Genomic DNA, 24812 nt, shown 5'->3' on the forward strand with positions numbered 1-24812 from the left:
AAAAACATTAAAAAAAATGAAAGCAAAATCAATCAAAGGAAGATCTTCTGATGAAATTAAAGCAGCGCTCAATGAATGTATAGAGGATAATTATAAGCCCACACTGGCATTCGTTTTCCTGTCTGTTTCTCAAGACCGTAAGACAATTTGTGACTACCTCGACCAAGCGGGAATAGCTATTTTTGGCTCAACTACCAATGGTGAGTTTATTGATGAGGAAACTGAAGGAGGTGCTGCGGCCATTCTTTTGCTGGATATGAAAAAAGAATATTTCAAAATTTATTCAGCTGAATTTCAGCATAATAACTATCGGAACACCTCTAAATCCATTGCCGAAAAAGCTCAAAAGGAATTTGGAAAAGTTGCTTTCCTCATGGCGGTGAGTAATGCGGCAACTGATGGCGAAGAAGTGTTGCTGGGCCTTCAGGAAATCGCAGGTGAACAAGTCAATGCATTTGGTGGAGCTGCCGGTGATGATTTGGCCTTTAGTAAAACCTGGGCTTTTACAAACGGATGGGAAAGTGATCATGGGATGGTTTGTTTAGCTTTAGATGAAGAAAAAGTATCAGTCAGCGGGATTGCCACCTGTGGCTGGAAAGCCATGGGAACGGAAAAAACGGTTACCAAAAGCGAAGGTAACCATGTGTTCACCATCGATAACGAACCAGCACTCGATATCACTACCAAATATGGAGGGCTTGAAAATATCACTCCAGAAAACAAAGATGTATTGTTGGAGCTGGCTGCCAATTTCCCCCTGCAATTGCAACGTGAAAAAGGTGATCCAGTCATGCGCCCCGGTCTGGTTGTGGATTGGTCTGACCATTCATTTTATACAAGTGGGTCTGTTCCACAAGGCTCCAAAATAAGATTTTCCTTACCGCCGGACTGGGATGTGATGGAGAAGGTCGTGAAAGGTGTTCAAAATCTGAAAGACACTGAAATGCCGGAAGCCGATGCCTTGGTGGTATTCAGTTGTGCTGGCAGAGTACTTTCCTTTGGACCCATGATGAATGCTGAGATTGAAGGGGTTAAGAAAGTTTGGAATGTTCCTATGATTGGTATGTTTTCCTATGCAGAATTGGGAAGAATGGCAGGAGGAAACTTGGAAATGCACAACCTAACTACCTGTTGTGTGGCATTAAAAGAAAAATAAATGAACAAACATCTCCAGCAAATTCTCGACACCCTTCTTCAGCTTGATGCCATCTCTGATGAGCAAAAATCTTCATTAACTAAATCCCTGAAGGATGCAGATAAAGAACTGACCATTTTGGAATTCAAACTAGATCGAACTGAAAAAGTAAAACGAACCACCGCAATTCTACTTGAGGAGACTATAGAAGAACTGGAGCTGAAAAGAAAGGCTATAGAAGAATCCAACTCAGCGCTAGAAAAATCATTGGAAGAACTCAAATCCACCCAAGCCCAACTGATCCAATCAGAGAAGATGGCTTCCCTCGGCCAACTCACTGCTGGAATTGCCCATGAAATACAGAACCCACTGAATTTTGTGAATAACTTCTCTGAGGTAAATAGAGAATTGATTGCAGAACTTATAGAAGAAATCGAAAAAGGAGATTTAGAAGAAGTCAAATTAATTGCCACGGACATAGAGGCAAACGAGCATAAAATCAACCTACATGGCAAGCGAGCTGATGCCATCGTCAAAGGAATGCTGGAGCATAGCCGAACCAATAAGGGAGAAAAAGCTCCCACCGACTTGAATGCTTTGGCAGAGGAGTTTATTCGACTGACTTACCAATCTTTTTTGGCCAAGGAACCAGAATTTATTTGCGAGTTAAAAACAGAACTCGACCCCAATCTTCCGCAGATTTCAGTTATTCCTCAGGATATCGGAAAAGTATTACTCAATCTTTTGAATAATGCTTTCTATGCCTGTGCTGAGCGAAGTCGAAGTACAGTTCAAGAAAAAGCGGAATCAGAAATCAGAAATTCCGATTATAAACCAATCGTAACTGTGAGCAGCATCTACTCCCCACTATCAGGGGAACAGGGCCAGTCTCGAGATATCCGGAGGGGGGTAATCGAGATTTCTGTCCAAGACAACGGCCCCGGCATACCAGACACCATCAAAGAAAAAATCTTCCAACCTTTCTTTACCACCAAACCTACTGGTTCGGGGACTGGATTAGGTTTGTCTTTGAGCTATGATATTGTGAAGGCACATGGAGGAGAACTACTTGTAAATACAAAAGAAGGAGAAGGTTCGAGCTTTATCATTCAACTAAACAAAAATGTAAAGAATGGGATCTGAGAAGGAACAGCTACTTGAAAAAAATTACGATCGTATCGTCAATGTAGGCTATTGCTTAACTCCTTATGAGAACTTACGTGACATCATTCACCCTGATGCAGTAGTTTTTGGTACTGCAAAGGATGAGCAACTTTTTACTTTTGAACAAATAGACAAGCTATTTAAAGCCCAATATATTCAAATGAGTCAGCTTGACTCGAAAATTGAGAGAAAGCGGATCACCACACACTTTTCTCTAGATGGCAACCATGCCATCATCATTGAGCTGGTAAATATGAATATGGCATCAGAGGATGTGACAATTCACCTTGAGCTAAGAACCAGTTGCTCAATGGAATTTATCAATGGAACATGGGTATTAACACATTGGCATGCTTCTACTGCCGCTAATACAGAAAATGATCCTTGGCACTTAGAAGAATGGCGCAGAGAGCGAGAAACACTCCAGAACCTTGTGGATCAACAGACAGAAGAATTATTGTTGAAAAACAGAGAGCTGAAAATCGAAAGTGCTCTGGAACGGGTGAGAGCCCAAAGTCTGGCTATGCATCATTCCTCCGAATTATCCTCTGTTGTGGACACGCTTCTTCAAGAGTTTACCAATCTGGAATTCACACTTACGTTTTGTATCATCAACCTTATTGATGAGGAAGATATGAGTAACACAGTTTGGGCTGCCAATCCGGAAACAGGAAAAGACCCGGAGTCCTATTACATGAAATTTGAAGATTATCCATTTCATCATGCGATGTGGGATGCTTGGAAGGCTCAGAAAAAGCGATTTGTTTACACCATAGAAGGAGAAGAGAAAAAAATCTATGATGAATATCTCTACTCAAAGACAGAGTTCAGCCGTTTTCCAAAGCATGTCCAAGATGCCAATAAAGCCCTTGAACGTTATGTAGCCGGCTTTACATTTTTTAAATATAGTGGCCTTCAAACAGTCAGTGAAAATTATATTTCCGAGCAGGATTTAGATATTCTTGAGCGATTCGGTAAGGTTTTCGAGCAGGCCTTCACCCGTTTTCTAGATCTCCAAAAAGCTGAGGCACAAACTAGAGAATCAGAAATCCAACTGGCTTTGGAGCGAGTAAGATCCAGATCCATGAGCATGCATTCCAGCTCCGAAATTGGGGATACTGCACTAGTTGTATTTCAGGAGCTAAATAAATTGGGAATTGATTCTGTGCGCGGAGGAATTGCCTTAATAGATACTGAAAAGGATCAAGCAGAACTTTGGCTAGTGGCTGAAAAAGATGGAAAATCTGAAACCAAAATTTTGGGATCGGCGAAGGGAGGACAACATTATTTTTACAGAAATTATATAGCGGCAGCCAGAAATGGCGAAGACTACTTTTTTGCTGAAATGGTCGGCAAAGAGCTAAAGAAATATTACAAAATTGCCTCTACTAGTTTAAATGTACCCACCCCAGAAGAATTTCCTGAACGAGAATTTTATTATGGTTTCTTTTTTGCCGAAGGTTCCGTTAATGTCATTTCTAGGAGAAAGCTTTTGCAAAGTGAATTGAGCATAGGACTTCGATTTGCAAAGGTTTTTGGCTTGGTCTACCGCCGCTTCCTCGATCTCCAAAAAGCAGAAGCACAAGCTAGGGAATCAGAAATCCAACTTGCTTTGGAGCGGGTAAGGGCACGTACGATGGCGATGCAAGAGAGCAAAGAACTTGCGGAAGCATCTTCTTTACTTTTTCAGCAATTGCATGATTTAGGAGTGAACACCTACAGCAGTGGATTCACTATTTGGGATGAGGAGAAGGATGAGTTGATTTCTTGGATGTGCAATGCTGATGGTTCCATGAATCCTCCATTCATCATGCCTATTGCTGAAAATGAATGGCATCAATCCCAATTTGAATCATGGAAAAGAGGAGAGCATTTTTTGGTCAAAGACTTATCAGGGGATGAGTTGCAAGCCTATTTCAAATATTTGCAATCCTTTCCTATGCTTAGCCAAGCATTTCAAAAATCAATAGACGCAGGATATCCTATGCCAAAAAGGCAAATACATCACGTGGCTAATTTTGCATCTGGTAATCTATTACTTATCACACTAGAACCTCTGCCTGAAGCGCATGGTTTATTCCGACGTTTTGCGAAGGTTTTCGAACAAACCTATACCAGATTCCTTGACCTTCAAAAAGCAGAGGAACAAGCAAAAGAAGCTCGTATTGAGGCTGCTCTGGAAAGAGTTAGATCTAGGACCATGGGAATGCAAAGAGCTGAGGAATTGGGAGAGGTTGCCCTCGTATTGTTTGACGAGTTAAAATCCCTCGTTGATAATCTTTGGACTTGTGGTTTTGTGCTTTGTGAAAAGGATCGCAGAGAGGACGAATGGTGGCTAAGTTTGGATAATGGATTAATCAAACCGTTTTACATTTCCAATGAAGGAGACTATGCTCATGAAAATCTCTACGAAGGATGGGAAAAGGGAGTGCCTTACCGAACGGTGACCCTAGAAGGGGAAAAACTAAAGGAGCACTACGACTGGCTCATGGAAATTCCCATTACCAAGCAAATTTTTCAAGATATGGAGGCTTCTGGCATTGCAAGACCAAAATGGCAACGCTTGCATGCTGCCTATTTCAAGACTGGGTATTTGGTGATGATCACTGAAGTTCCTTGTGAGGAAGAGGAAATATTTAAGCGTTTTGCTCAGGCATTTGATCTTACCTACACCAGGTTTCTTGATCTCACCAAGGCGGAGACTCAAGCAAAAGAAGCAAAGCTGGAACTTAGTCTAGAACGGATCCGAGCTCAAGTGACTGCCATGAGGTTTTCAGATGAGCTTTTCGATATTATGGTTTCCATGCGAAGGGAATTTGTTCTCCTTGGACATGAGGCAGACTACTTCTGGCATATGAAATGGACTCCTGATAGCTATGAAATGTCGATGACCTCCGAGGATGGAGAGAGAATAGGCATGATCATTTCAGTCCCAAAGTTCGTCCACGATGAGATCCCTAGATTAGCAGCATGGGAGAAAAGTGATTCCTCCATCATAGCTTTAGACCTGAATGGGCAAGAAGCCTGGGATTATATCGATAAGATGAATACCTATGGCAAATATGAACAAGCAGATCCTCATGCGCCTACCAAAGAGGATATTATGGCTTTAGGGGGCCTGACCTTTGTCATAGCACGCACTACACACGGGGAAATTGGATTCAGCCTGGCAGGACAGGTTCCTAATCCTCCGGAAGAATCTTTAACTACATTGGTCCGCTTTGCCAATGTATTTGACCTGGCTTACAGACGTTTTGAGGATTTACTTATCTCAGAAAAGCAAACCAGAAAAGCAAAAATTGAACTGGCATTGGAGCGTGTCAGAGCGAGGGCTATGGCCATGCAAGAACCTGAGGAATTGGTAGAGGTGGCAAATGTAATGCGGGAGGAAATGGGCCTTCTAGGAGTAGAGGAATTAGAGACTAGTTCCATTTACATCAATAAAAATTCTCAGGGAGATGCGGAATGTTGGTATTCGCTTAAAGATATCCGCGATGGAAAAAAAACCTATGTAGCTGATCATTTTAATCTGAATTACAATGATACATGGGTAGGCCAACAGATGCTATCTTTTTACCAAAGTGAGCAACAGGATACTTCTATCGTCATGAAAGGAGCCAATCGCATAGAATGGATCAACTATTGTTCTGAACAGTCTCCTGCGATCCAAGGGTATTATGGGAAAACTATCCCCGAACGCACTTATCATTTGACCAAATTTTCGAATGGGGCAATTGGAGCCGCTACCCCGGGTGAAATTTCTAGCGAAAGTTGGGACTTATTGCGGAGAGCAGCATTGGTTTTCTCTTTAGCCTACTCCAGGTTCAAGGATCTTTCACAAGCCAAAGAGGATTTGAAGCGGTTGAAAAAAGCAAAAGCTCGAGCCGAGAAAGCCCTTAAAGAATTAAAATCCACTCAGCAGCAACTTGTTCAACAAGAGAAATTAGCCTCTCTGGGTCAACTGACAGCTGGAATAGCTCATGAGATCAAAAACCCACTCAACTTTGTCAATAATTTTTCAGATCTCAGTCGGGAACTGATTGAGGAGGTATTTGAAGAATTAGAAAATCTGGATGATTCGGATAGCAAAGAAGAAATCATTGCCATCCTGAATGATGTAAAAAGCAATCTCTTCAAAGTTCATGAACATGGTACTCGAGCAGATAGCATTGTCAAATCCATGCTGCAACACAGCCGGGCTTCTGACGGTAAGCGGGAGGACAAAGCCTTTAATGCAATGGTACGGGAGTTTGTGAACCTTTCCTTCCATGGAATGCGAGCAGGCAAAGCTCCTATCAATGTGGACATAGAATTCAAGTTGGATCCTGAAGTAGGCGAAGTATCGCTAATCAGTGAAGATTTTTCGAGAGTAATTCTGAACCTCTGCAATAATGGATTTGATGCTATGAGAGAAAAACTCAAAACCGTAGGAACGAATGATTATCTACCCAAACTTACGGTGACCACTAGTTTATTGAAAGACAAAATTCATTTCTCCATTTCAGACAATGGTCCCGGAATCCCAAAAGAAATAAAGGATAAAATTCTCCAGCCTTTTTTCACTACAAAAAAAGGAACCGAAGGCACTGGACTAGGACTCAGCATCACCCATGATATTATCAAAGCACATGGTGGAGAATTACACTTAGAAACAAATGAACAAGTTGGAAGTGAGTTTATTATTCATCTACCCCTTAAAAAATGATCTCTTTCTTTCGAAAAATTCGCCAAAAACTGCTTTCACAAAACAGGGTAACGAGATACCTGGTTTATGCCTTGGGGGAAATTTTGCTAGTGGTGATTGGGATTCTGATAGCTTTACAGATCAATAACTGGAATGAAAGCCGGAAAGACGGTGCCTATGAATTGGAAATGCTTTCAGAGATCAACCGGGAACTCCTTAGCGAGATTGAGGATAAACAAAGCGCTCTGAATATTTTCATCATGGCAGAAAGAAGTCTAAATGAACTCCTGAATATGAGGATAGATAACGAATACCCCAGAGATTCCCTTGAGCAGCATCTCAATAATCTAGGTACTGTAGGGTTATTTTTTCCTTATTCAGATGGTGCTTATGAGGCTCTGAAATCAGGTGGTGTTGATAAGATCCAAAATGAAAAACTCAGAAACGACCTGATTCGATTATACAGCTACAATTTCAAACTGATGTCTATCTATGTAAATGAATTGGCACGGCCTGACATGTTAGAAAAGTTTGAACTTTTTTATCGGGTCTTTCCTCAGCAACTAACCCCCGGACCTGATGGCGTCATAATTGAATCCCTCGATTATTCAACCTTTGAAGAGGTGGTTCATACTGATGAGTTTATGGAATTGATAGAAGTTGGTAATGATGTAGTTTCATCTGTCAAACCCCGTTTACAGGGCATACTCAGGCAAATGAATGAGGTTCAAAGGCTAGTGGAAAACGAGATCTCGAAATAATGGTAAAATTCTTACGATATATCAGAAAGTCATTTTTGGAACAAAATAAAATACGCTCCTATCTCCTCTATGCTTTGGGTGAGATCATATTAGTGGTGGTTGGGATACTTATCGCATTACAGGTAAATAATTGGAACCAAAACCGTATTGCCAACAAAGAACGACTTGAGCTGCTTAATCAGCTTCTATGGGACTTTAATGTGCTGATATCAGCTATTGAGGAGGAAAAGTTGGCTTCTAAAAATCGACTCATCTACAATAAAAGACTACTCAATTATGCTGCTGGCACAGAAGATATTCCTACTGATTCATTACAATTTTTGCTACAAGGGATAGTCTCCTATTCCGAGCTTGTTAATTTCAAAACTACCCTTGATCAAGCCAAGTCCAGCGGGAAGCTCAGCCTTATCAAAAGCGACAGCCTGTTTAATGCCCTGAGTGCACTTGAATACAGCTTTAATGGGCACAGCAAAATAGGAGAGAGTATCCTTAGGATAATGGCGACCAACGATTATGGAGATATTTTAGTTAGGTCTGATCTGTTGAAATCAGTGGATCAGTTAGACAACCTTGGATATTCCATTTCAGCTGATATGCATCCCGACTTGGATCTTAAGACAAGCGGAGAAGCCTTTTTTAGGAATGAAGAAACTTACAAAAGCCTCTATCAGATACATATAACAAATACAATTAATCATCTATGGTTGCTGTCCATTGAAAGTAACGTAAATAATGTATTGAATTTTATAAATAAAGAGTTGAAGCCATAATGCTCAAAGTAACCCGACATATCTCGTCTGAACTCTGGATTTACCTTATGCTTGGATCAACACGGATTAGTTGCTTTCGCACAAAACCAGCAAAATCCTTTTACCCCGAAAATCCACGATTCAAATGCTAAAATTTTTCCGAGTCATTCGAAAACAACTCATTGAACAGAATAAAGCTCGAACGTACATTCTCTATGCTATCGGGGAGACCTTCCTAGTCGTGATCGGAATACTAATTGCTCTACAAGTGAATAACTGGAATGAGGAGAGGAAAGATAGAAAAAGAGAAATCGATTACCTCTATAGGATTCTTTCGGAAATTGAAAGGGATAGTGCCAGCTTACACTCATCTATTAATCTAACTTCTTATAAGGTTGAACAGGGTAAAAGACTTTTATCTTTAAATAAGTTAGATTCAAATTTACCTGATAGTGCCCAGTTTATTTGGGACATCTTTTTGATAGGAAGAGGGGGTAGTTATTCTCCCTATATTCCTGCTTACCAAGAATTAGTTTCAACGGGTGAGGTAAATGTTATTTATAACAAAACAATCATTGAACTATTAGAAAAGTATCTAAATCGTACAAATGGGTTGGAATCCTTTGTGTACAGGGAAGGAGAACAACGAAGAACCGAATACAACAAATTTATCCAACGATACTTCTCCGCTTTAATCATGGATTCAATATGGGATTTAGGAAGGAAGGGGATTTCTGAAGAAGATTTAGACCACTTTAAATCATTGGGAATAGACATTGAAGGTTTTAGGAATGATGCCAATGCAGGTTATCAGATTCGAAGTATGACTGCCCTAAATATGGAATTATCAAGACTATATCGGCAAAATATGGACACCTATTTGGAGCCATTATTAGCACAACTCAGAGATGAAATCAACTCGCTAGTAAAATAACTTGACAAGCTATGATCTCTTTCTTTCGAAAAATTCGCCAGCAACTTCTCATTCAAAACAGGGTAACCCGATACTTGGTCTATGCAATAGGCGAGATATTTTTAGTGGTGATAGGAATACTGATTGCCCTTCAGGTGAACAACTGGAACCAGGAACGCCAGGCCAATATGAAAGCTATAAGCTATCATAAACGTATCATTGAAGACCTTGATATTTTCATCGGCGAAACTGAACGGTCAATTAGGCGGTCGTCATCCATTAGAAAATTAATTCTGCAGACGATCGATATGTTGGAAGCCAAAAAGCTACCAGATGATAAAGCTCGGATTTTTGAAAGAACGATGCATCTGTACTATCAAGTACCTTATCGAATCCCCTCCCTTTCTACCATTACAGAAATGAGAAGTAATGGAGATCTAGAGTTAATGGACAATCTTGATTTAAGAAAAAAGCTCATACAATTTGAACAGGAAATCTTGTCCACGGATGAAGTATTGGTCTTAATGGGGCATCATGCTGCAGAACATGTGTTTTATATAGATCAATACATTCGAGCCATTCCGGACACGAGCGTAGTATCAACGGACTATGTCGAAATAGGGATTAAGACAAATTTTGAAGAGATGGCTAATGATATAAAGTTCGTGAATTATCTCTCTAAATTTTCGGTGCAATGGTCTCACCATATGATGTTCTCTCGTGACTTAAATGAATCTGCCATTAAGCTACGAGATGAATTAATAGAAGAACTTGAAAAGCTCAATAAATGATTTCACTTTTTAGAAAAATCCGTCAAAAACTCCTTCAACAAAATAGAATCACTCGATACCTCCCCCATGCCATCGGTGAGATATTCTTAGTGGTGATAGGAATACTGATTGCCCTTCAGGTGAATAATTGGAATCAGGATCGCTTGGAAAAGAGAAAATCCAAGGAATTCCACCAGCGTCTTAGCAATGATTTGGATCAGATCATTATTTTCCTTGGGGAAATTGAAGAGTATTCCAGTTTAGTAGCTAACCAATTGGATGAGGCAGTGGAACTTTTAGAGTCCGGTGAATTCAACGATTCGAACAAGCAGATATTGGACTTTGCATTTGGCAATTATTTTCGGCTTTCCCGCCACCTTCCCGAATTATCTGCCTATGAGGAAATGAAAAGCTCTGGACAGTTGGGGTTGATATATAATCTGGAGCTTCGAGAAGAGTTGAGCAAATACATCACACAACAAAAACTGGTGAGCACCATCTACGAGGATCTAAACGAAAAGGTCAATCAAACTACTTTCATCGATCCCTATTTAAAGTTTGAGGCTGGTGGAAGCGTAACCAAAAATGCTTTCAGATATGATTTTTCAAAAATCCAACGAGATCGTGTCGTAATTAACACCTTATCTAGATATGCTTTTCACTGGAAGACCAAAAGTTCCTTTTCTAGAAGTCTTCAAAACCAAGCAACTGAGCTCCACGAATTGATTCAAAAAGAAATTGATACTTCCTTATGATCTCTTTTTTCCGCAAAATCCGCCAAAAACCCTTCTCTCAGAATCGAATCACTCGATACCTCCTCTATGCCTTGGGGGAGATATTCTTGGTGGTGATAGGAATACTGATTGCCCTTCAGGTGAATAATTGGAATGAACAACGTAGGGCTGAACAGTACGAGACCATCCTATTAAAGCAGATGCAAAATGCTCTGAATAATGATCTGTTCTTGATCAAAAACTTCTTTGAACCCAGAGTACAGCAGAATAAAGAAGGGGTAGATAGTCTTTTACAATATGTTCAAATGAATGAAATGCCTGACCAAGAAACTATAAGGCGGTTAGTCGGCAAAATGTTAACCGACTTCTTATACAGATTTGACTCTGGGCCCTATGAAAATTTGAAATCAAATGGACTTGATATTATTAAGAATGATTCCTTGAGAAATTATATTTCCAACCTATACGGCCAAGTACTTCCAAGCTATGCCCTGTTCATCAATGAATTCAAGGATGAACGTGAAGAGGAAATAAAGATCTATTTAAGGAAATTTATCAAAGATGAATTAACTGTGGATGAAGTCGGTAAACCCTATTTGCGTGAAGTACCCAATATAAATGATATCAGAGATGAGAATCTGTTAAGAGTGATCAATCTCCGCAGTTTTGTTTATAAAAATAACAGAGCGAGGCTTGATGCTGTAATTGAATCCAACAGAAAAGGGGAAGCTATGATAGCAAAAGAACTTAAATCAAGAATTAAAAACTGATGCTTAAATTCTTTCGACAAATCAGAAAAAAACTTATGGAACAGAATAAAATTCGTTCCTATATCCTCTATGCCTTGGGTGAGATATTCTTGGTGGTAATTGGAATTTTGATTGCACTTCAGGTCAATAACTGGAATGAATCCCGAAAGACCATGAAGAAAGAGCAAACAAGTCTGAAAAAGATAGCTCAAAATCTTCAAGAGGACATTGATCTACTACAAGAAATAATCCAAGAGGACTCCACAATTTATGAAAACCTGAGTAAGCTGTCCAATCAAATCATGGATGCCAACTCGGTCGATGACTTAGATCCCTCTAGTAGTGCCAGATTTCGGGTGCCATTGTTCTACCCCAATCAAAGTGCTTTTGAAAATCTGCTATCCTCAGGTCAGATTGAAATTATCCAAAATGACAGTCTGACCCAACGTCTACAGCTGTATTATAGATCCATAAAAATCATTCAAGAGGGCACAGATTTTTCTCTCAGAAATTATAGTCGTGACATCGAGAAGTTTTTCATGGAATTTGATCATGTCAGAGATCATCCAAAACTTAAAAAGAAAGCTATAGCAGCCTACCGGGATGATCCATTTTTGCTAAATTCTCTGTATTACAAAAATGGACTGATTCTTCGTCAAATTTCGAATTATTCCAAGATCATGGTTGAAGCCCAAGGTATACTTGCTTTGATTGAAAATGAAATTTCATCTTAAACTCTGATCAAAACTCAAGAATCATGATCTCAATCTTCCGCAAAATCCGCCAAAAACTCCTTCAACAAAATCGAATTACTCGGTATGTGACTTATGCTGTAGGTGAAATCTTCCTGGTGACCATCGGGATCCTAATAGCATTGAGCATTAATACTTGGAATGAGGATAGAAAAGAAAAGATTTATGAGCGAAAGATGCTATTGGAATTAATTGAAGATATGCAGTTGGACACTGCATTCATGCACTTACAATTACGCCGCATAGAAAATTTTGAAAGTAGCCTTGTTGCTTTAGAAAAACCCCTCTTAAGTTGGGAAGAACTAAAAGATGTAGACCCACAATTATTCGGAGGAGTGTACTTCATCCAAAACACGAAAGCCTTAGAAACCATCAAATCTGGAAATATTCAGATTCCTTTTAATGACCAACTGAGAAAACAAATCAATTCCCATTATCATAACTCCAGGTTCTATCTGGATTTAATAATTATGGAGGATAAAAATTTCAATGAATTTCGAAGCATACCTATTCAAAAAGAATTTTTCAAAGTGGAACGTAACGAAGATTCTGAAATCTTTGACTTAAAAATTTTCCCAATAGATTTTGAGAAGATGAAAAATTCGCAAGAATTTAAGGATTTTCTGTTACTCCGAAGATCGCGTGTCAATCGATGGAATTGGGCCTATAGAAAAGTTTATGATTCCACTTTGGAAAATATGAAGTCGATTCAAGAATACCTCCAGCAAAAAGCCAATTAATTACATTAAGAGTAATTAACCATATGAGGAAAATTTTATTGGTTGATAACAAAGTAAGTACCTCAACTATGCTCTGGGTGAAATCCTTCTGGTTGTTTTAGAGATTTTGATCGCACTCGAAGTCAACACTTGGAATGAAAACAGAAAACTAAAAAACCAGAAAGCGATTTTAATAGAAAATCTCAGACAGGATTACCAAGAAAACCTCAACTGCTTGGACCGTATTTTTTAATTTTTAGAAAATAGGGAAGCTTATACTAGAGAACTACTTTATTAAATACCCTTCCTGAAGAGCTTGACAGCTTTCATATCGTATTTGCTTTAGAAAGAGCAGGCTTTGTTCACTACTTCAATCCATCATAACCTGCCGATGAAGAAATGAAATACTCGGGGACTTTGAGTCTGATAACAAATAAGGACCTAAAACCTGTTTTGTCCAGTTATGAAACTTTTTTGGAATACAGCTTCAGGTTAGAAGGGGGAAACAAGGAGCCTATTCAAGAATATTCCGAGCATATCTTGAAATACATGGAACCCGATTTTGGTGATGTGAACATCACTTTCAATGAGTCAAGAAAATATGCCTCTGTAAAATTTGACCTTGAAGCCATGTCAAATGATCCTGAAATTCAGTATCTTCTGAAAATTATTATCCAAAAGAGTGTTTCCGAGGCCGGATATAAGGAGCGTATCCTCAGACCGGGATTAACTAGAATTATAGATTTGATTGAAGGAGAACTAAACCAAACAGCGGAATAACAACTTGAATTCTTGTTTCCCGACTCTCTTCATTCATTAGTTGATCTATCCAGTGGCATTCTGACACATGTTATTTAGACAGTTTTTTTAATGAAAAAGCTATTCCAAACACCATTTTTTATGATGTTTCAGTTCTGCGGTTTGGCCATGATTTCTTTGGCTCTAAACGCTCAGAACATTTCTCAGAATGCAGTTTTCAACAACATCACATCAGATGAGGGACTGCCAAGTACTTCAGTCACCGATGTGACTCAGGACACCTACGGATTTATCTATCTGGGTACCTGGGAAGGAGTTTTCCAGTTTGATGGAAAAAATTTTAAAAAGATTTTTTATGAAGGCCGATATGTAGAAGCAGATGAAAAGGGAGGGATCTGGATAGAAGCCGAAGATGGGGATTTGGTTTATTATGACTCCAATAAAGATAGCCTTTCATTTTACTGGGATATTGATTTGAATAGGAGGTATGTCCAAGTCCTCTTGGGAAAGCAAGGTGAAGTATTTGCCTCCACCACAAAAGGAATCATGAAGCTAGACCCGGAAACTCAAAAATTTATTTTAGAGCCTGGGCAGGAATCAGGTGAAGTATATAATCTTCAACTTGGGGATAACGGAAGAGTAAATTTTATTTTAGTTCAAAATGGGAAAGAGGCAAAAATGGGGAAGAGGCATCCTGATGGGAAATTTCACTATGAACAATTTCCTCTTGATGAAAACACTATAAATAAAACATCCTTTGCCAAATACCGCCAAACTATCATTCTTCCTTACGGGAATTCAGGCACAGTTCTTTTAAATCCGAGTGGATTGGCTACACGGGAATCCGATACTGAACCTTGGACATTTAAAAAATTCAGTGAACCTGAACTATTGAAGGAAAGAGGCCTTGGGAGTGAAGCTTCTTATATAATTCATGGTCCATTTATATGGCTCAACCAACGGAATGCGATCACCAAAATCAATGTAGAAACAGGGGAATCCTTAACCATCCATTCTGGTACGAATACCCACAAAGAACTACTTCCAATGTCCAGTGATCACGGATGCAAATTATATTTGGATCGACAAGGGGTCATATGGATCTCTAGATTCGCCTATGGAATCAGCCTTTTAAATACGCATCAATCTGATTTTGGCCTTTTACGGGATGAACAAGGAAAAATCATCCCTGATATCCTTTCTTCTTACGAACTGGAAGATGGATCTTTTTGGATAGGTCAGCGGATTTCTATGGAAAGTGGACTCATTCATTTTGCTGCAGATGGAAAGAGCATTCTCCACAGAATTGGAGCTTCCCAGGATAATCCTCCTGCTGGTAAAACATTCGGGTCAGAATTATCGCATCCCTATCCTTGGGCAATTGCAGAGACTTCTGATTCTACACTTTGGATAGGAACAGGCTCTCCTGGAGATCAAAATGGAGGACTCAATCGGATAGACCCAAAAACAGGTTTGATTACCCGGTATCGAAATGATCCAAATGATTCAACCTCTTTAAGTAAAAATTGGATTTTTGGAATTCATGTAGATGCTAGGGACAAACTTTGGATCAGTCATACCGATGGAATAGATTTTTTTGATCCTGAAATAGAAAAATTCACCGCAATGGTCAAAGATTCTTCCAATTCCAGACCTCGAGGAGTATTGATTGATTCTCAGGAAAATCTTTTGGTCCAAAGAACTGAAGGTGGAAGCTCTTGGATATTGATCGACACCAAATCTAAATCTGTAATTAAACAAGGTACATTCTTCGGTGAAGATTTAGGTTATTCACCCTCTCGGCCGGTTCTTGATACGAAAGGAAGAGTCTGGATTGCTACAGTGGATGGATTTGGCTATGCAGATGAGGAATACAATGGATTAAAATTCTGGCAGACTTATGAAGAGTTTGGATTTCGAGACCTTGAAATCAGAGCCTTGAGCTATGATGTGGATGGGTACCTCTATTTTGGAACTTCGGATGGCATTTTTCAATACCTCCCAGAAACTGGCAAAACAGTAAGATTTGGTATTGAAAGGGGGCTTCAATCCAGTTCATTCAATCCCAAACTGAAAAATCGTGGCCCATCTGGAAAAATCTACTTTTCGGGAAATGGTGGAATGAATGTGTTTGATCCCAGTGAACTTCAAACTAATCCATACCCTCCAAAAATCATTATTAGAGGAATAACCCTAGATGGTAAAAATTACCAAAACTATTTGGACTCCACAGAAAGGAAACCAAACCATACCATTTCTTCTCTGCTTATTCCTCCTGGAATCACCACTTTAAATATCAATTTTGCGGCCATTCACTTTGGGGGAAGCGGGAATAATAATACGCAATACCGATTGGTCAATTTTGATGACAATTGGCAAGATGCAAATGGAAATGCTGTTTTTACCAACCTTCCAGCAGGAAATTATACGCTTGAATTGAAATCAGAAAACCTTGATGGGATCTGGAGTGAAGAACCTAAACTGTTATCCATAAAGGTATTACCTCCTTGGTATCAAACCTGGTGGGCTTATCTACTTTATTCATGCCTATTTTTCCTTGCCGCTTATGGCTTCATTCGGGAACAAAGGAAAAGAGCCGCTAGAAAGGAAAGGGAATTAGCAAAAGATCGGGAGCTAGCTCAGGCCAAAGAGATTGAAAAAGCTTACTCCGAACTTAAATCTACTCAGGCCCAACTGATCCAATCAGAAAAGATGGCTTCACTTGGAGAGCTGACAGCAGGAATTGCACATGAAATTCAAAACCCCCTCAATTTTGTCAATAACTTCTCAGAAGTAAGCTCTGAAATGATTGATGAACTCCAAGAAGAATTGCAAAATGGAGAGTTGGAAGAAGCCAAGCTCCTAGCTACCGATATTAAAGGTAATCTCAACAAAATCACCCACCATGGGAAGCGAGCAGATTCTATCGTCAAAGGAATGCTCGAACATAGTCGCACCAACAAAGGAGAAAAGGAACTAACCGACATTAATACGCTAGTTGATGAGTTTATAAGGCTTTCTTACCATGGTTTACGTGCAAAAGATAAATCTTTCAATGCTGATTTTAAGCTAGATCTTGACCCTAATCTTCCTAAAGTAAAGATAGTGGCTTCCGATATAGGAAGAGTGATTTTGAACTTGGTGAATAACGCATTTTATGCTGTAGATGAAAAAGCGAAAAATACTCCCCAACCCTCCCGAAATATCGGGACTGGCTCTCAAGGTGGAGAAGTCTATAAACCAGAGGTTACTGTAAAAACAACGACGACCACATCCCATTCAGGCCTGCCGGACGGTCAGGTAGGGGTAGAAATCTCCGTCCGTGACAATGGATCCGGCATCCCTGAATCCATCAAAGAGAAAATCTTCCAACCTTTCTTTACCACCAAGCCGACAGGCTCTGGTACCGGGCTAGGATTGTCTCTCAGCTATGATATAGTGAAAGCACATGGAGGATACTTACAAGTCAAGAGTATAGAGGGAGAAGAAACAGAGATAAGTATCATTTTGCCAATTGAACCTTAGAATTTATGATACGAACCAAAATTCAATTAGCTGTAGCAGAAATCAAAGATGACAACTTTTGGGGAAGTCATCTTAAAGGAGATTTGGAGACTATTTCCAACAGGTACGATAACAGGTTTGGATCGCTATGAATTATCTCTTCCAAACCAAAATTTCAATTAATAAAACCGGTCAAATATGAACCATTCGATTTTAAACTCAACCCAACTTTTCTTTTTTCTATTTGGTTTGATTTGGGCAACTATCCCTGAAGCTAAATCCCAGGAAATCCAACTGGAAACCATCTCTATCTCCAACGGACTCGCATCTCCTCAAGTGATGGATGTAATGCAAGATAGTTATGGATTAATTTGGGTTGGTACTTCAAATGGGCTTCAACGATATGATGGTTATAGCTGGAAAACCTACCGTAACATCATTGGAAATGCGAATAGCCTTCAACATAATATGATTTTTGATATTGCGGAAGATGCCAACCGCAACCTTTGGATTGCTAACGAATTTGGACTTACCTACTTTGACCGGGCAAAAAACACCTTCAAAAATTATAATATTGATTCCACTTTTAAGACAGCAGGAGCATCAAGAACGCTCCAGGTCCTTCCTGATTCTCAAGGTAGAATTTGGGCCAGTACTTTAGGATTTGAAATTATTCAATTTGATCCGGAATCAGATACATGGATCCAAGCCCCCTATGCAAATATAAATGGAAAGCCGGCAGTCCATTCTTACATATCCATGTTTGTTTATGAGGATAATGCAGGAGGAATATGGGGAGGTTCAGCCAACCATGGTCTCATGTACCTTCCCAAAGGAGCTTCAGAGTTTAGACCCATAAAATTTGATATAGAAAACACCTTAAACAGCTTTGAAAATACCATTTCAGAAATCTATGAAGACAAAGATGGAATTCTTTGGATTACCAGCCGCCAAGGAATTTTCAAATATGATGTAGCAAATAACAAGCTCAGGGAAATAGTCACTTATGATTCTGGAAATGAAGATATTGCTACTTTTTTAAATTCGATAAGGGAGGATTCTGAGGGTAATATTTGGATTTTGAACAACTATCGTGGCATACTCAAGTTTGAAGGAAACAGCGACCAATACACCGAAGTTTTGATACCTGGAAATCGGAAAATGAATACTGGGTTTTGGACAAATCGATTGACAGAATTGATGATTGACAAAAGTGGAATATTTTGGTTCGGTTCACGCGCAGAAGGCCTATTCAAATACGATCCTGTCAATCAACCTTTTAAGTTTTATAGCCACAACGCAGAAGATCCAAATTCATTGAGCCAGGGAGGAACGTATGGACTCTTTGCTTCCAAGATCTCACCGGGGAAAATTTATATAGGTACTCGTGGAAATGGAATAAACATCTTCAATGAAGAAGATGAAAGTATACAAAAAGTAGGATTCTCATCAGCAAATGACATGTTTGGAGGGTCTGCTAGATCAATTTATGAGCAGGCCGATGGCACCATTTGGGTGGGTACTTGGGGGGACGGGTTGATTAAAATGGATCAAAACTACCAAGAACTTAAACGGTACAAAAGAACCAATGAGGACGACAAAAAGGGGTTGCCAAATGATCAAGTAAGGGTAATCCGAGAAGATAAAAAGGGGAATATATGGATTGGAACCAACGGCGGGTTAACAGTACTTAATCCTGCTTCAGATGATTTTAATGAAATAGTAAGTAAATACAGCCAAACCTACCCCAATGAAATTCTCGATCAGGTAAGAACCTGGCTGCAGACGGGGCAGGAGATTACAAGTATCAAGGAAGTGGGGCAATCCGAAGAGCTAACGCAAGGATTTGAAATTTCTGAACGGGGCTCATATTACCTAGTAACAGTAGGAGAAGGAGATGCTGCAAGTATGGCTGATTATGGATGGCTTCAAAACTCCGCAGGAGAAACCATCATTGGAATGGAATCGATAGATAATTCACTTTGGGCAGGTGGGGCTTTCAAAAATAGACTTCAGATCACTCAGGTCGAACTCAATCCTGGATCCTATTCTCTACGGTATCGATCAGATGATAGCCACCATTTCAATAGTTGGAATGATCTAGAACCTGACTTGTTACCACTTTATGGTATTGCTATTTTTAAGCAAGACGGAGAATTAGCAAAACAATCCACCGTAGTCAATGTCAATGAACAGAATGTCGAAATCATTATTCAGGATGCCAATATCTCTGACATAGAAATGGGTGAGAAATATATATGGATTGCCAGTGCCAATGCAGGAGTTACTAGAATTGATCCTGAAACCAATTCGGTGAGATACTATACCAGTGATCCTTTAGACCCTACAACTTTAAGTAATACACAGGTTTTTGATGTCATGGAATACAATGGGCAGCTTTGGATGGCGACTTATGGAGGGATTAATATTTTGGATATAGCAAGCGATGAAATCACTTACTACACAGAACAGGATGGCCTGCCCACCAATTTTATAGAAACTGTTTTGCCAGGGGAAAATGGAGAAATGTGGTTTTCAACCCAAAATGGACTAATCCAAATGATGCAAAGTGAAGCTTTGGATAAAGTCACTTTTATTAATTACAATGAGGATGATGGTCTTGGCGGTGATTCCTTTATTTCCCTTGCAGCGGATAAAACTCGAGAAGGTAATTTTTATTTCGGAGGAGATCATGGGCTTACTACTTTCTCCACCGTGGCCTCAAATAAAATTCCCCCTTCAGTGATCATATCAAATTTATTGATATCCAATCTTTCCGTGTACGAGATGGGAGAAAACTCTCCATTGGAGGTGGATTTACTTTCCTCAGATGAAATTAGCCTTCAGTACGATCAGAATGATTTGAGTTTTGAATACGCGGCACTTCATTATGCCAATCCTACGAAAAACCAATATGCGCATATGCTCGAAGGTTTAGACCAGGATTGGATTTATGATAATAGAAATTTTGCATCTTACACCAACCTTGAGCCAGGAACCTATACTTTCAAAGTCATCGCTTCCAATGCCTACGGGATATGGAATGAAGAAGGTAAGAACTTACAAATCACAATACTACCTCCCTGGTGGAAAACTTGGTGGGCTTATCTGATTTACCTATTGATTGCAATAGGCATTATTGCAGCTGTTTTTGCCCTATTTAGAAAAAGGATCCAATTAAAGGAACGGGAGAAAACCAGACTCAAAGAAATCGCCCATGCCAAAGAAATAGAAAAAGCCTATGCAGAGCTGAAATCCACCCAAAATCAACTCATCCAATCTGAAAAAATGGCTTCGCTTGGGGAACTTACAGCTGGCATTGCCCATGAAATTCAAAATCCGCTCAACTTCGTGAATAACTTCTCAGAGGTAAGTTCAGAAATGTTAGATGAACTTCATGAAGAATTGGAAAAAGGAGAGTTGGAGGAAGTCAAGCTCCTAGCCTCAGAAATTAAAGGCAACCTCAACAAAATCACCCACCATGGGAAACGTGCAGACTCCATTGTCAAAGGAATGCTAGAACATAGCCGAACCAACAAAGGAGAGAAAGAACTTACTGACCTCAATGCATTGGCAGATGAGTTTGTTAGACTTTCATATCATGGCCTTCGTGCCAAAGACAAAACATTCAATTCAGATTTTATCTTGAAGCTCGATCCTGATCTTCCAAACCTTCATGTTGTGGCTTCTGATATTGGAAGGGTGATTCTGAACTTGGTGAATAATGCATTTTACGCCTGCTCTGAGCGAAGCCGAAGTTCAGTCAAGGAGAATGGGAAATCAGGATCAAATGACTATCATCCAGAAGTGGTAGTGAGCACGAGAAAAGTAAAAAAAGGAATCGAGCTCATAGTAAAAGATAATGGTTCGGGCATCCCGGAATCCATCAAAGAGAAAATCTTCCAACCTTTCTTTACCACCAAGCCGACTGGTTCTGGTACTGGGCTAGGATTGTCTCTCAGCTATGATATAGTGAAAGCACATGGAGGAGACTTACGTGTGAAAAGTGTGGATGGAGAGGGTACTGAAATGGTCCTCTTCTTACCATTAACAGATCAAATAAAAATAAATGAAGTGTTGACCCCAAACACTCAACCTTAATAGATGAAATCATGAAACACGACTTTTTGAAATATCTAGCACTGTCCAGTACGCTCATCTTAAGTTTACTGGCTTTCCAATCTTACAGCCAAATTAATGCATCAAAAGGAGTACCTAGCTTTACCAATTATGTGGTAGGTGATGATAATTTTGCCGGTCAACAAATCTGGGATGTGAACCAAAATAAGGAAGGTTTTTTATTTGTTGGCACAAGTTCAGGTCTTCAAAAATTTGACGGTAAAAACTGGGAACTCCTTTCCTCTCCTACTACTGAATTCAATACCAATGTTAGGTCTACTCTACTTGCCTCTGATAGCACCTTCTATTTCGGATCGCTTGGGGATTTTGGTATTGTCACCACTGACTCCACTGGAAAAACCATAGAAACATCACTCATTGATGGCTATCCTTCGGACTTGATTTTTAATGATATTTGGTCGATTCGCGAAAGTCAGGGGAAAATTTACTTCCAAGCCCGAGAAGCAATTTTTATTTATACGCCAGCTTCGGAAAATCAGGGAAGCAATCTCAAAGTTTGGAAACCGGACACCGAATTCATGTATGGATTTAGCCTAAATGATACTTATTACGCCCATCAGATTAATCTGGGCCTGTTTAAGGAACAAAATGGCGCATTGGAGTTGGTTCCCGGCAGTCAATTCTTGGGAGAGGATCGAGTACAGGTTTTATTACCCTATCAAGACTCTAAGGGGTTTTTGGTAGGCGCCTTCTCAGGAGGACTGTATCATTACGATGGTCAGGATTTCATCCCTTTTCCAACTGAAATCGACCCTCTTCTAAAAGATAGAAGCTTATACAAAGCACTTAGTCTTCCTGATAACACCTATGCCCTTAGTGTTTTGGGTCATGGCTTTTTTATCATCGATCAAGAGGGGAAAATAAAATCCCAGTTCAACACCAAAAATTCTATTACCGACCAAAGTGTCTATGCTTTTTTCCTGGACAATACTTCTAATTTATGGGTGGGTACGAATAGTGGCCTTTCAAAAATTGAAATCTTTTCACCGATTTCTCGATTTGATTCTGATCAATATGAAATAGGTAGTCCATTATCTCTTGGTGCCTACGATGACAATTTATACATCGGAACATCAACTAATGTGTTGTACCTAGATAAGTCCGACGGGATCGTCAAGCAGGTAGAGGGAATTCCCAATACTCAGGTATTTGATCTTGTTCCAGATGGTAATCAGATGTTGAGCACTGGAGTTGGGGTTTATTCAATTAGGGGAAAAACCTCCAAGATTATCCCAGGCACGGAGAGCTACCAGACACTTAAAATAGTGATTTCGGAATTTCATCCAGGTTATGTGTTTATTAGTGGTGGTTTTGGAATTCAGGTATTTAAGAGAGAAAAGGGGATCAACGGAGAGTATGATTATGAAAATATCGGCTCAATTTCCGGTGTGGAACGATCGATCTATAGTTTGGCCGAAAATCAAGAAGGTGAACTCTGGGGCGGTACCCAGGCAGGGGTACTATTTAGGATTGTTTTCCAAAAAACGGCATCTGGCAATCTAGATGTTCCCAACGCAAGGGTAACAGAAATCAGCGAAAAAGACGGAGTTAGAGGTTTATCAGGTCTTGCCGTGGGTCCGATCGAAGGTAAAGTATATACTTCTGGTATCGATGGGTTCTATTTTTTCAATTCAAGTATCAATGAATTTGAGCGTGACCCTGTATTCAGTTTCTCTGATGAGGTAGCCAATATCAACTTAGACACTTATGGCCTTGGAGTGGGCGAAACCGGCAATGTATATTTAGACTTCAAAGGAGAAAAACGCTTGGCTGTGCGGCAAGATGATGGAAGCTTTCAGCTCCAATCTTATCCCTTTAATTTGATTACGGCCAGTTCAGTGGCCTCTGGATTTACTGAACCCAATGGGGTAATATGGTTTGGTACAGATGACGGACTGATCAGGCTTGATCCCAATAAAGATTATAGAACAGACCATCCGCTTCCACTTTATTTCACTTCTGCATCGACGAGCGAGAATATTTTACCGATTAGCATGCAGTCCGGAGGATCAACTGTGGAAATTCCATATAAGGGCAATTCCATTAGTTTTAACTTTACTGCACCATTTTTTGTAAAAGAAAATCAGATTCGATATCAGACATTTTTAGAGGGACTGGATGAAGAATGGTCTGACTGGACAGAAAATGTCTCAAGGGAATTCTCCAATCTCCCTTATGGATCGTACACCTTTCGAGTACGTGCAAAAAACACCTTTAACACCATCTCTAATGAGATCGCCTACCCCTTTGAAATACTTCCCCCTTGGTATGCCACTTGGTGGGCATTCCTCATTTACTTTATTGTCTTTGTCTTAATCGTCTATGGGCTGGTTAAATTCCAGACTAACAGGGTTTTGGCAAGAGAAAAAGTAAAAACACAGGAACGGGAATTAGCTCAGGCCAAAGAAATTGAAAAAGCATATAAAGAACTCAAGGCTACACAGGCTCAACTAATTCAATCCGAAAAAATGGCTTCTCTTGGAGAGCTCACAGCTGGAATTGCTCATGAAATTCAAAATCCCTTGAATTTCGTAAACAACTTTTCCGACCTCAATCAAGAGCTCATCGATGAATTAGAAGACGAAATCGAAAAAGGAAACCTTGCTGAAGTGAAGCAAATTGCCGCCTCCATCAAGGAGAATGAGGCCAAAATCCAACAACATGGTAGGCGTGCAGATCTAATCGTCAAAGGAATGCTCCAACACAGCAGAGCTAATTCCGGTGAGAAAAAGGAAACCGATCTCAACTCCCTTGCTGAGGAATTTCTGAAGCTCTCCTATCATGGGCTTCGTGCAAAAGACAAGAGTTTTAATGCAAACTTCAAGCTTGATCTCGACCCTACTCTTCCTAAAGTAAAAGTAGTGGCTTCAGATATCGGAAGAGTGATTTTAAATTTGGTGAATAATGCCTTTTATGCCTGTGCAGATAGAAGCCAAAGCACCAGCAATGGAAAAGCACAACTTGTTCAAGATGGCCATCAAGACAATGGATACGAACCAGAAGTAATTGTCAGCTCCAGGCAGACTCCAAATGGGATCGAACTCTCGGTGAGGGACAATGGTCCAGGCATTCCGGACTCCATCAAAGAAAAAATCTTCCAACCTTTCTATACCACCAAGCCAACAGGCTCTGGGACAGGTCTTGGGTTATCGCTGAGCTATGATATAGTTAGGGCACACGGCGGGAAAATTAAAGTCTTTTCTAAAAAAGGGGAAATGACCGAATTCATAATATCTCTCCCTTTTTCAAATTAATTCGAATGATATGAAAAGGTCGTTT

The 24812-nt window shown here is 39.8% G+C and carries 17 protein-coding genes and 1 pseudogene; all 18 read left to right on the forward strand.

The genetic code is table 11. The features are described from left to right. Positions 1 to 16: 16 nt before the first annotated feature. The 18 genes and pseudogenes from BUR11_RS14475 (at position 17) to BUR11_RS14545 (ending at position 24787) form a co-directional block, all read left to right on the forward strand. The gene (locus BUR11_RS14475; RefSeq protein WP_074225699.1) at positions 17 to 1156 is read left to right on the forward strand and encodes an FIST signal transduction protein; all 1140 of its coding nucleotides are present in this window, start codon (positions 17 to 19) and stop codon (positions 1154 to 1156) included. Then, on the forward strand, positions 1157 to 2278 hold the full coding sequence (locus BUR11_RS14480; RefSeq protein ID WP_074225700.1) for a sensor histidine kinase: 1122 nt from the start codon (positions 1157 to 1159) through the stop codon (positions 2276 to 2278). Then, complete coding sequence (locus BUR11_RS14485) at positions 2268 to 7004, forward strand: ATP-binding protein (protein ID WP_074225701.1); 4737 nt, start codon at positions 2268 to 2270, stop codon at positions 7002 to 7004. The genes BUR11_RS14480 and BUR11_RS14485 overlap by 11 nt, the downstream gene beginning before the upstream one ends. Next, positions 7001 to 7744: a DUF6090 family protein gene (locus BUR11_RS14490; protein WP_074225702.1), complete on the forward strand. Its 744-nt coding sequence runs from the start codon at positions 7001 to 7003 to the stop codon at positions 7742 to 7744. Before BUR11_RS14485 ends, BUR11_RS14490 begins: the two co-directional genes overlap by 4 nt. Then, complete coding sequence (locus tag BUR11_RS14495; RefSeq protein ID WP_143186013.1) at positions 7744 to 8514, forward strand: DUF6090 family protein; 771 nt, start codon at positions 7744 to 7746, stop codon at positions 8512 to 8514. The genes BUR11_RS14490 and BUR11_RS14495 overlap by 1 nt, the downstream gene beginning before the upstream one ends. A 124-nt stretch (positions 8515 to 8638) precedes the next feature. Further along, the gene (locus tag BUR11_RS14500) at positions 8639 to 9427 is read left to right on the forward strand and encodes a DUF6090 family protein (protein WP_074225704.1); all 789 of its coding nucleotides are present in this window, start codon (positions 8639 to 8641) and stop codon (positions 9425 to 9427) included. Positions 9428 to 9438: 11 nt separating this feature from the next. Next, positions 9439 to 9627 (forward strand): annotated as a pseudogene (locus BUR11_RS21295) (DUF6090 family protein); the annotation flags it as partial. A gap of 87 nt (positions 9628 to 9714) precedes the next feature. Further along, positions 9715 to 10197 (forward strand): hypothetical protein, encoded by a 483-nt coding sequence (locus tag BUR11_RS21115; protein WP_143186015.1) that lies wholly within the window; start codon positions 9715 to 9717, stop codon positions 10195 to 10197. Next, positions 10194 to 10931: a DUF6090 family protein gene (locus BUR11_RS14510; protein ID WP_074225706.1), complete on the forward strand. Its 738-nt coding sequence runs from the start codon at positions 10194 to 10196 to the stop codon at positions 10929 to 10931. Before BUR11_RS21115 ends, BUR11_RS14510 begins: the two co-directional genes overlap by 4 nt. Beyond that, positions 10928 to 11680: a DUF6090 family protein gene (locus BUR11_RS14515; RefSeq protein ID WP_074225707.1), complete on the forward strand. Its 753-nt coding sequence runs from the start codon at positions 10928 to 10930 to the stop codon at positions 11678 to 11680. Before BUR11_RS14510 ends, BUR11_RS14515 begins: the two co-directional genes overlap by 4 nt. 35 nt (positions 11681 to 11715) lie before the next feature. Next, positions 11716 to 12393: a DUF6090 family protein gene (locus BUR11_RS14520; protein WP_143186017.1), complete on the forward strand. Its 678-nt coding sequence runs from the start codon at positions 11716 to 11718 to the stop codon at positions 12391 to 12393. Between the two features lie 23 nt (positions 12394 to 12416). Beyond that, positions 12417 to 13151 (forward strand): DUF6090 family protein, encoded by a 735-nt coding sequence (locus tag BUR11_RS14525; protein ID WP_074225709.1) that lies wholly within the window; start codon positions 12417 to 12419, stop codon positions 13149 to 13151. 88 nt (positions 13152 to 13239) lie between these two features. Further along, positions 13240 to 13383: a DUF6090 family protein gene (locus BUR11_RS21300; protein WP_262481255.1), complete on the forward strand. Its 144-nt coding sequence runs from the start codon at positions 13240 to 13242 to the stop codon at positions 13381 to 13383. A 164-nt stretch (positions 13384 to 13547) separates the two neighbouring features. Beyond that, the gene (locus BUR11_RS14530; RefSeq protein ID WP_143186018.1) at positions 13548 to 13910 is read left to right on the forward strand and encodes a hypothetical protein; all 363 of its coding nucleotides are present in this window, start codon (positions 13548 to 13550) and stop codon (positions 13908 to 13910) included. 90 nt (positions 13911 to 14000) lie between these two features. Beyond that, on the forward strand, positions 14001 to 17414 hold the full coding sequence (locus tag BUR11_RS14535) for a sensor histidine kinase (RefSeq protein WP_084560985.1): 3414 nt from the start codon (positions 14001 to 14003) through the stop codon (positions 17412 to 17414). Positions 17415 to 17419: 5 nt separating this feature from the next. Next, positions 17420 to 17545: a hypothetical protein gene (locus BUR11_RS21365; protein ID WP_262481254.1), complete on the forward strand. Its 126-nt coding sequence runs from the start codon at positions 17420 to 17422 to the stop codon at positions 17543 to 17545. Positions 17546 to 17591: 46 nt separating this feature from the next. Next, a complete protein-coding gene (locus BUR11_RS14540) occupies positions 17592 to 21494 on the forward strand; it encodes a sensor histidine kinase (RefSeq protein WP_074225712.1) in 3903 nt (1300 codons plus the stop codon). A gap of 11 nt (positions 21495 to 21505) precedes the next feature. Next, the gene (locus BUR11_RS14545) at positions 21506 to 24787 is read left to right on the forward strand and encodes a sensor histidine kinase (RefSeq protein WP_074225713.1); all 3282 of its coding nucleotides are present in this window, start codon (positions 21506 to 21508) and stop codon (positions 24785 to 24787) included. The last annotated feature ends 25 nt before the right edge of the window (positions 24788 to 24812 follow it).

The organism is Algoriphagus halophilus, assembly GCF_900129785.1.
GTDB lineage: Bacteria > Bacteroidota > Bacteroidia > Cytophagales > Cyclobacteriaceae > Algoriphagus > Algoriphagus halophilus.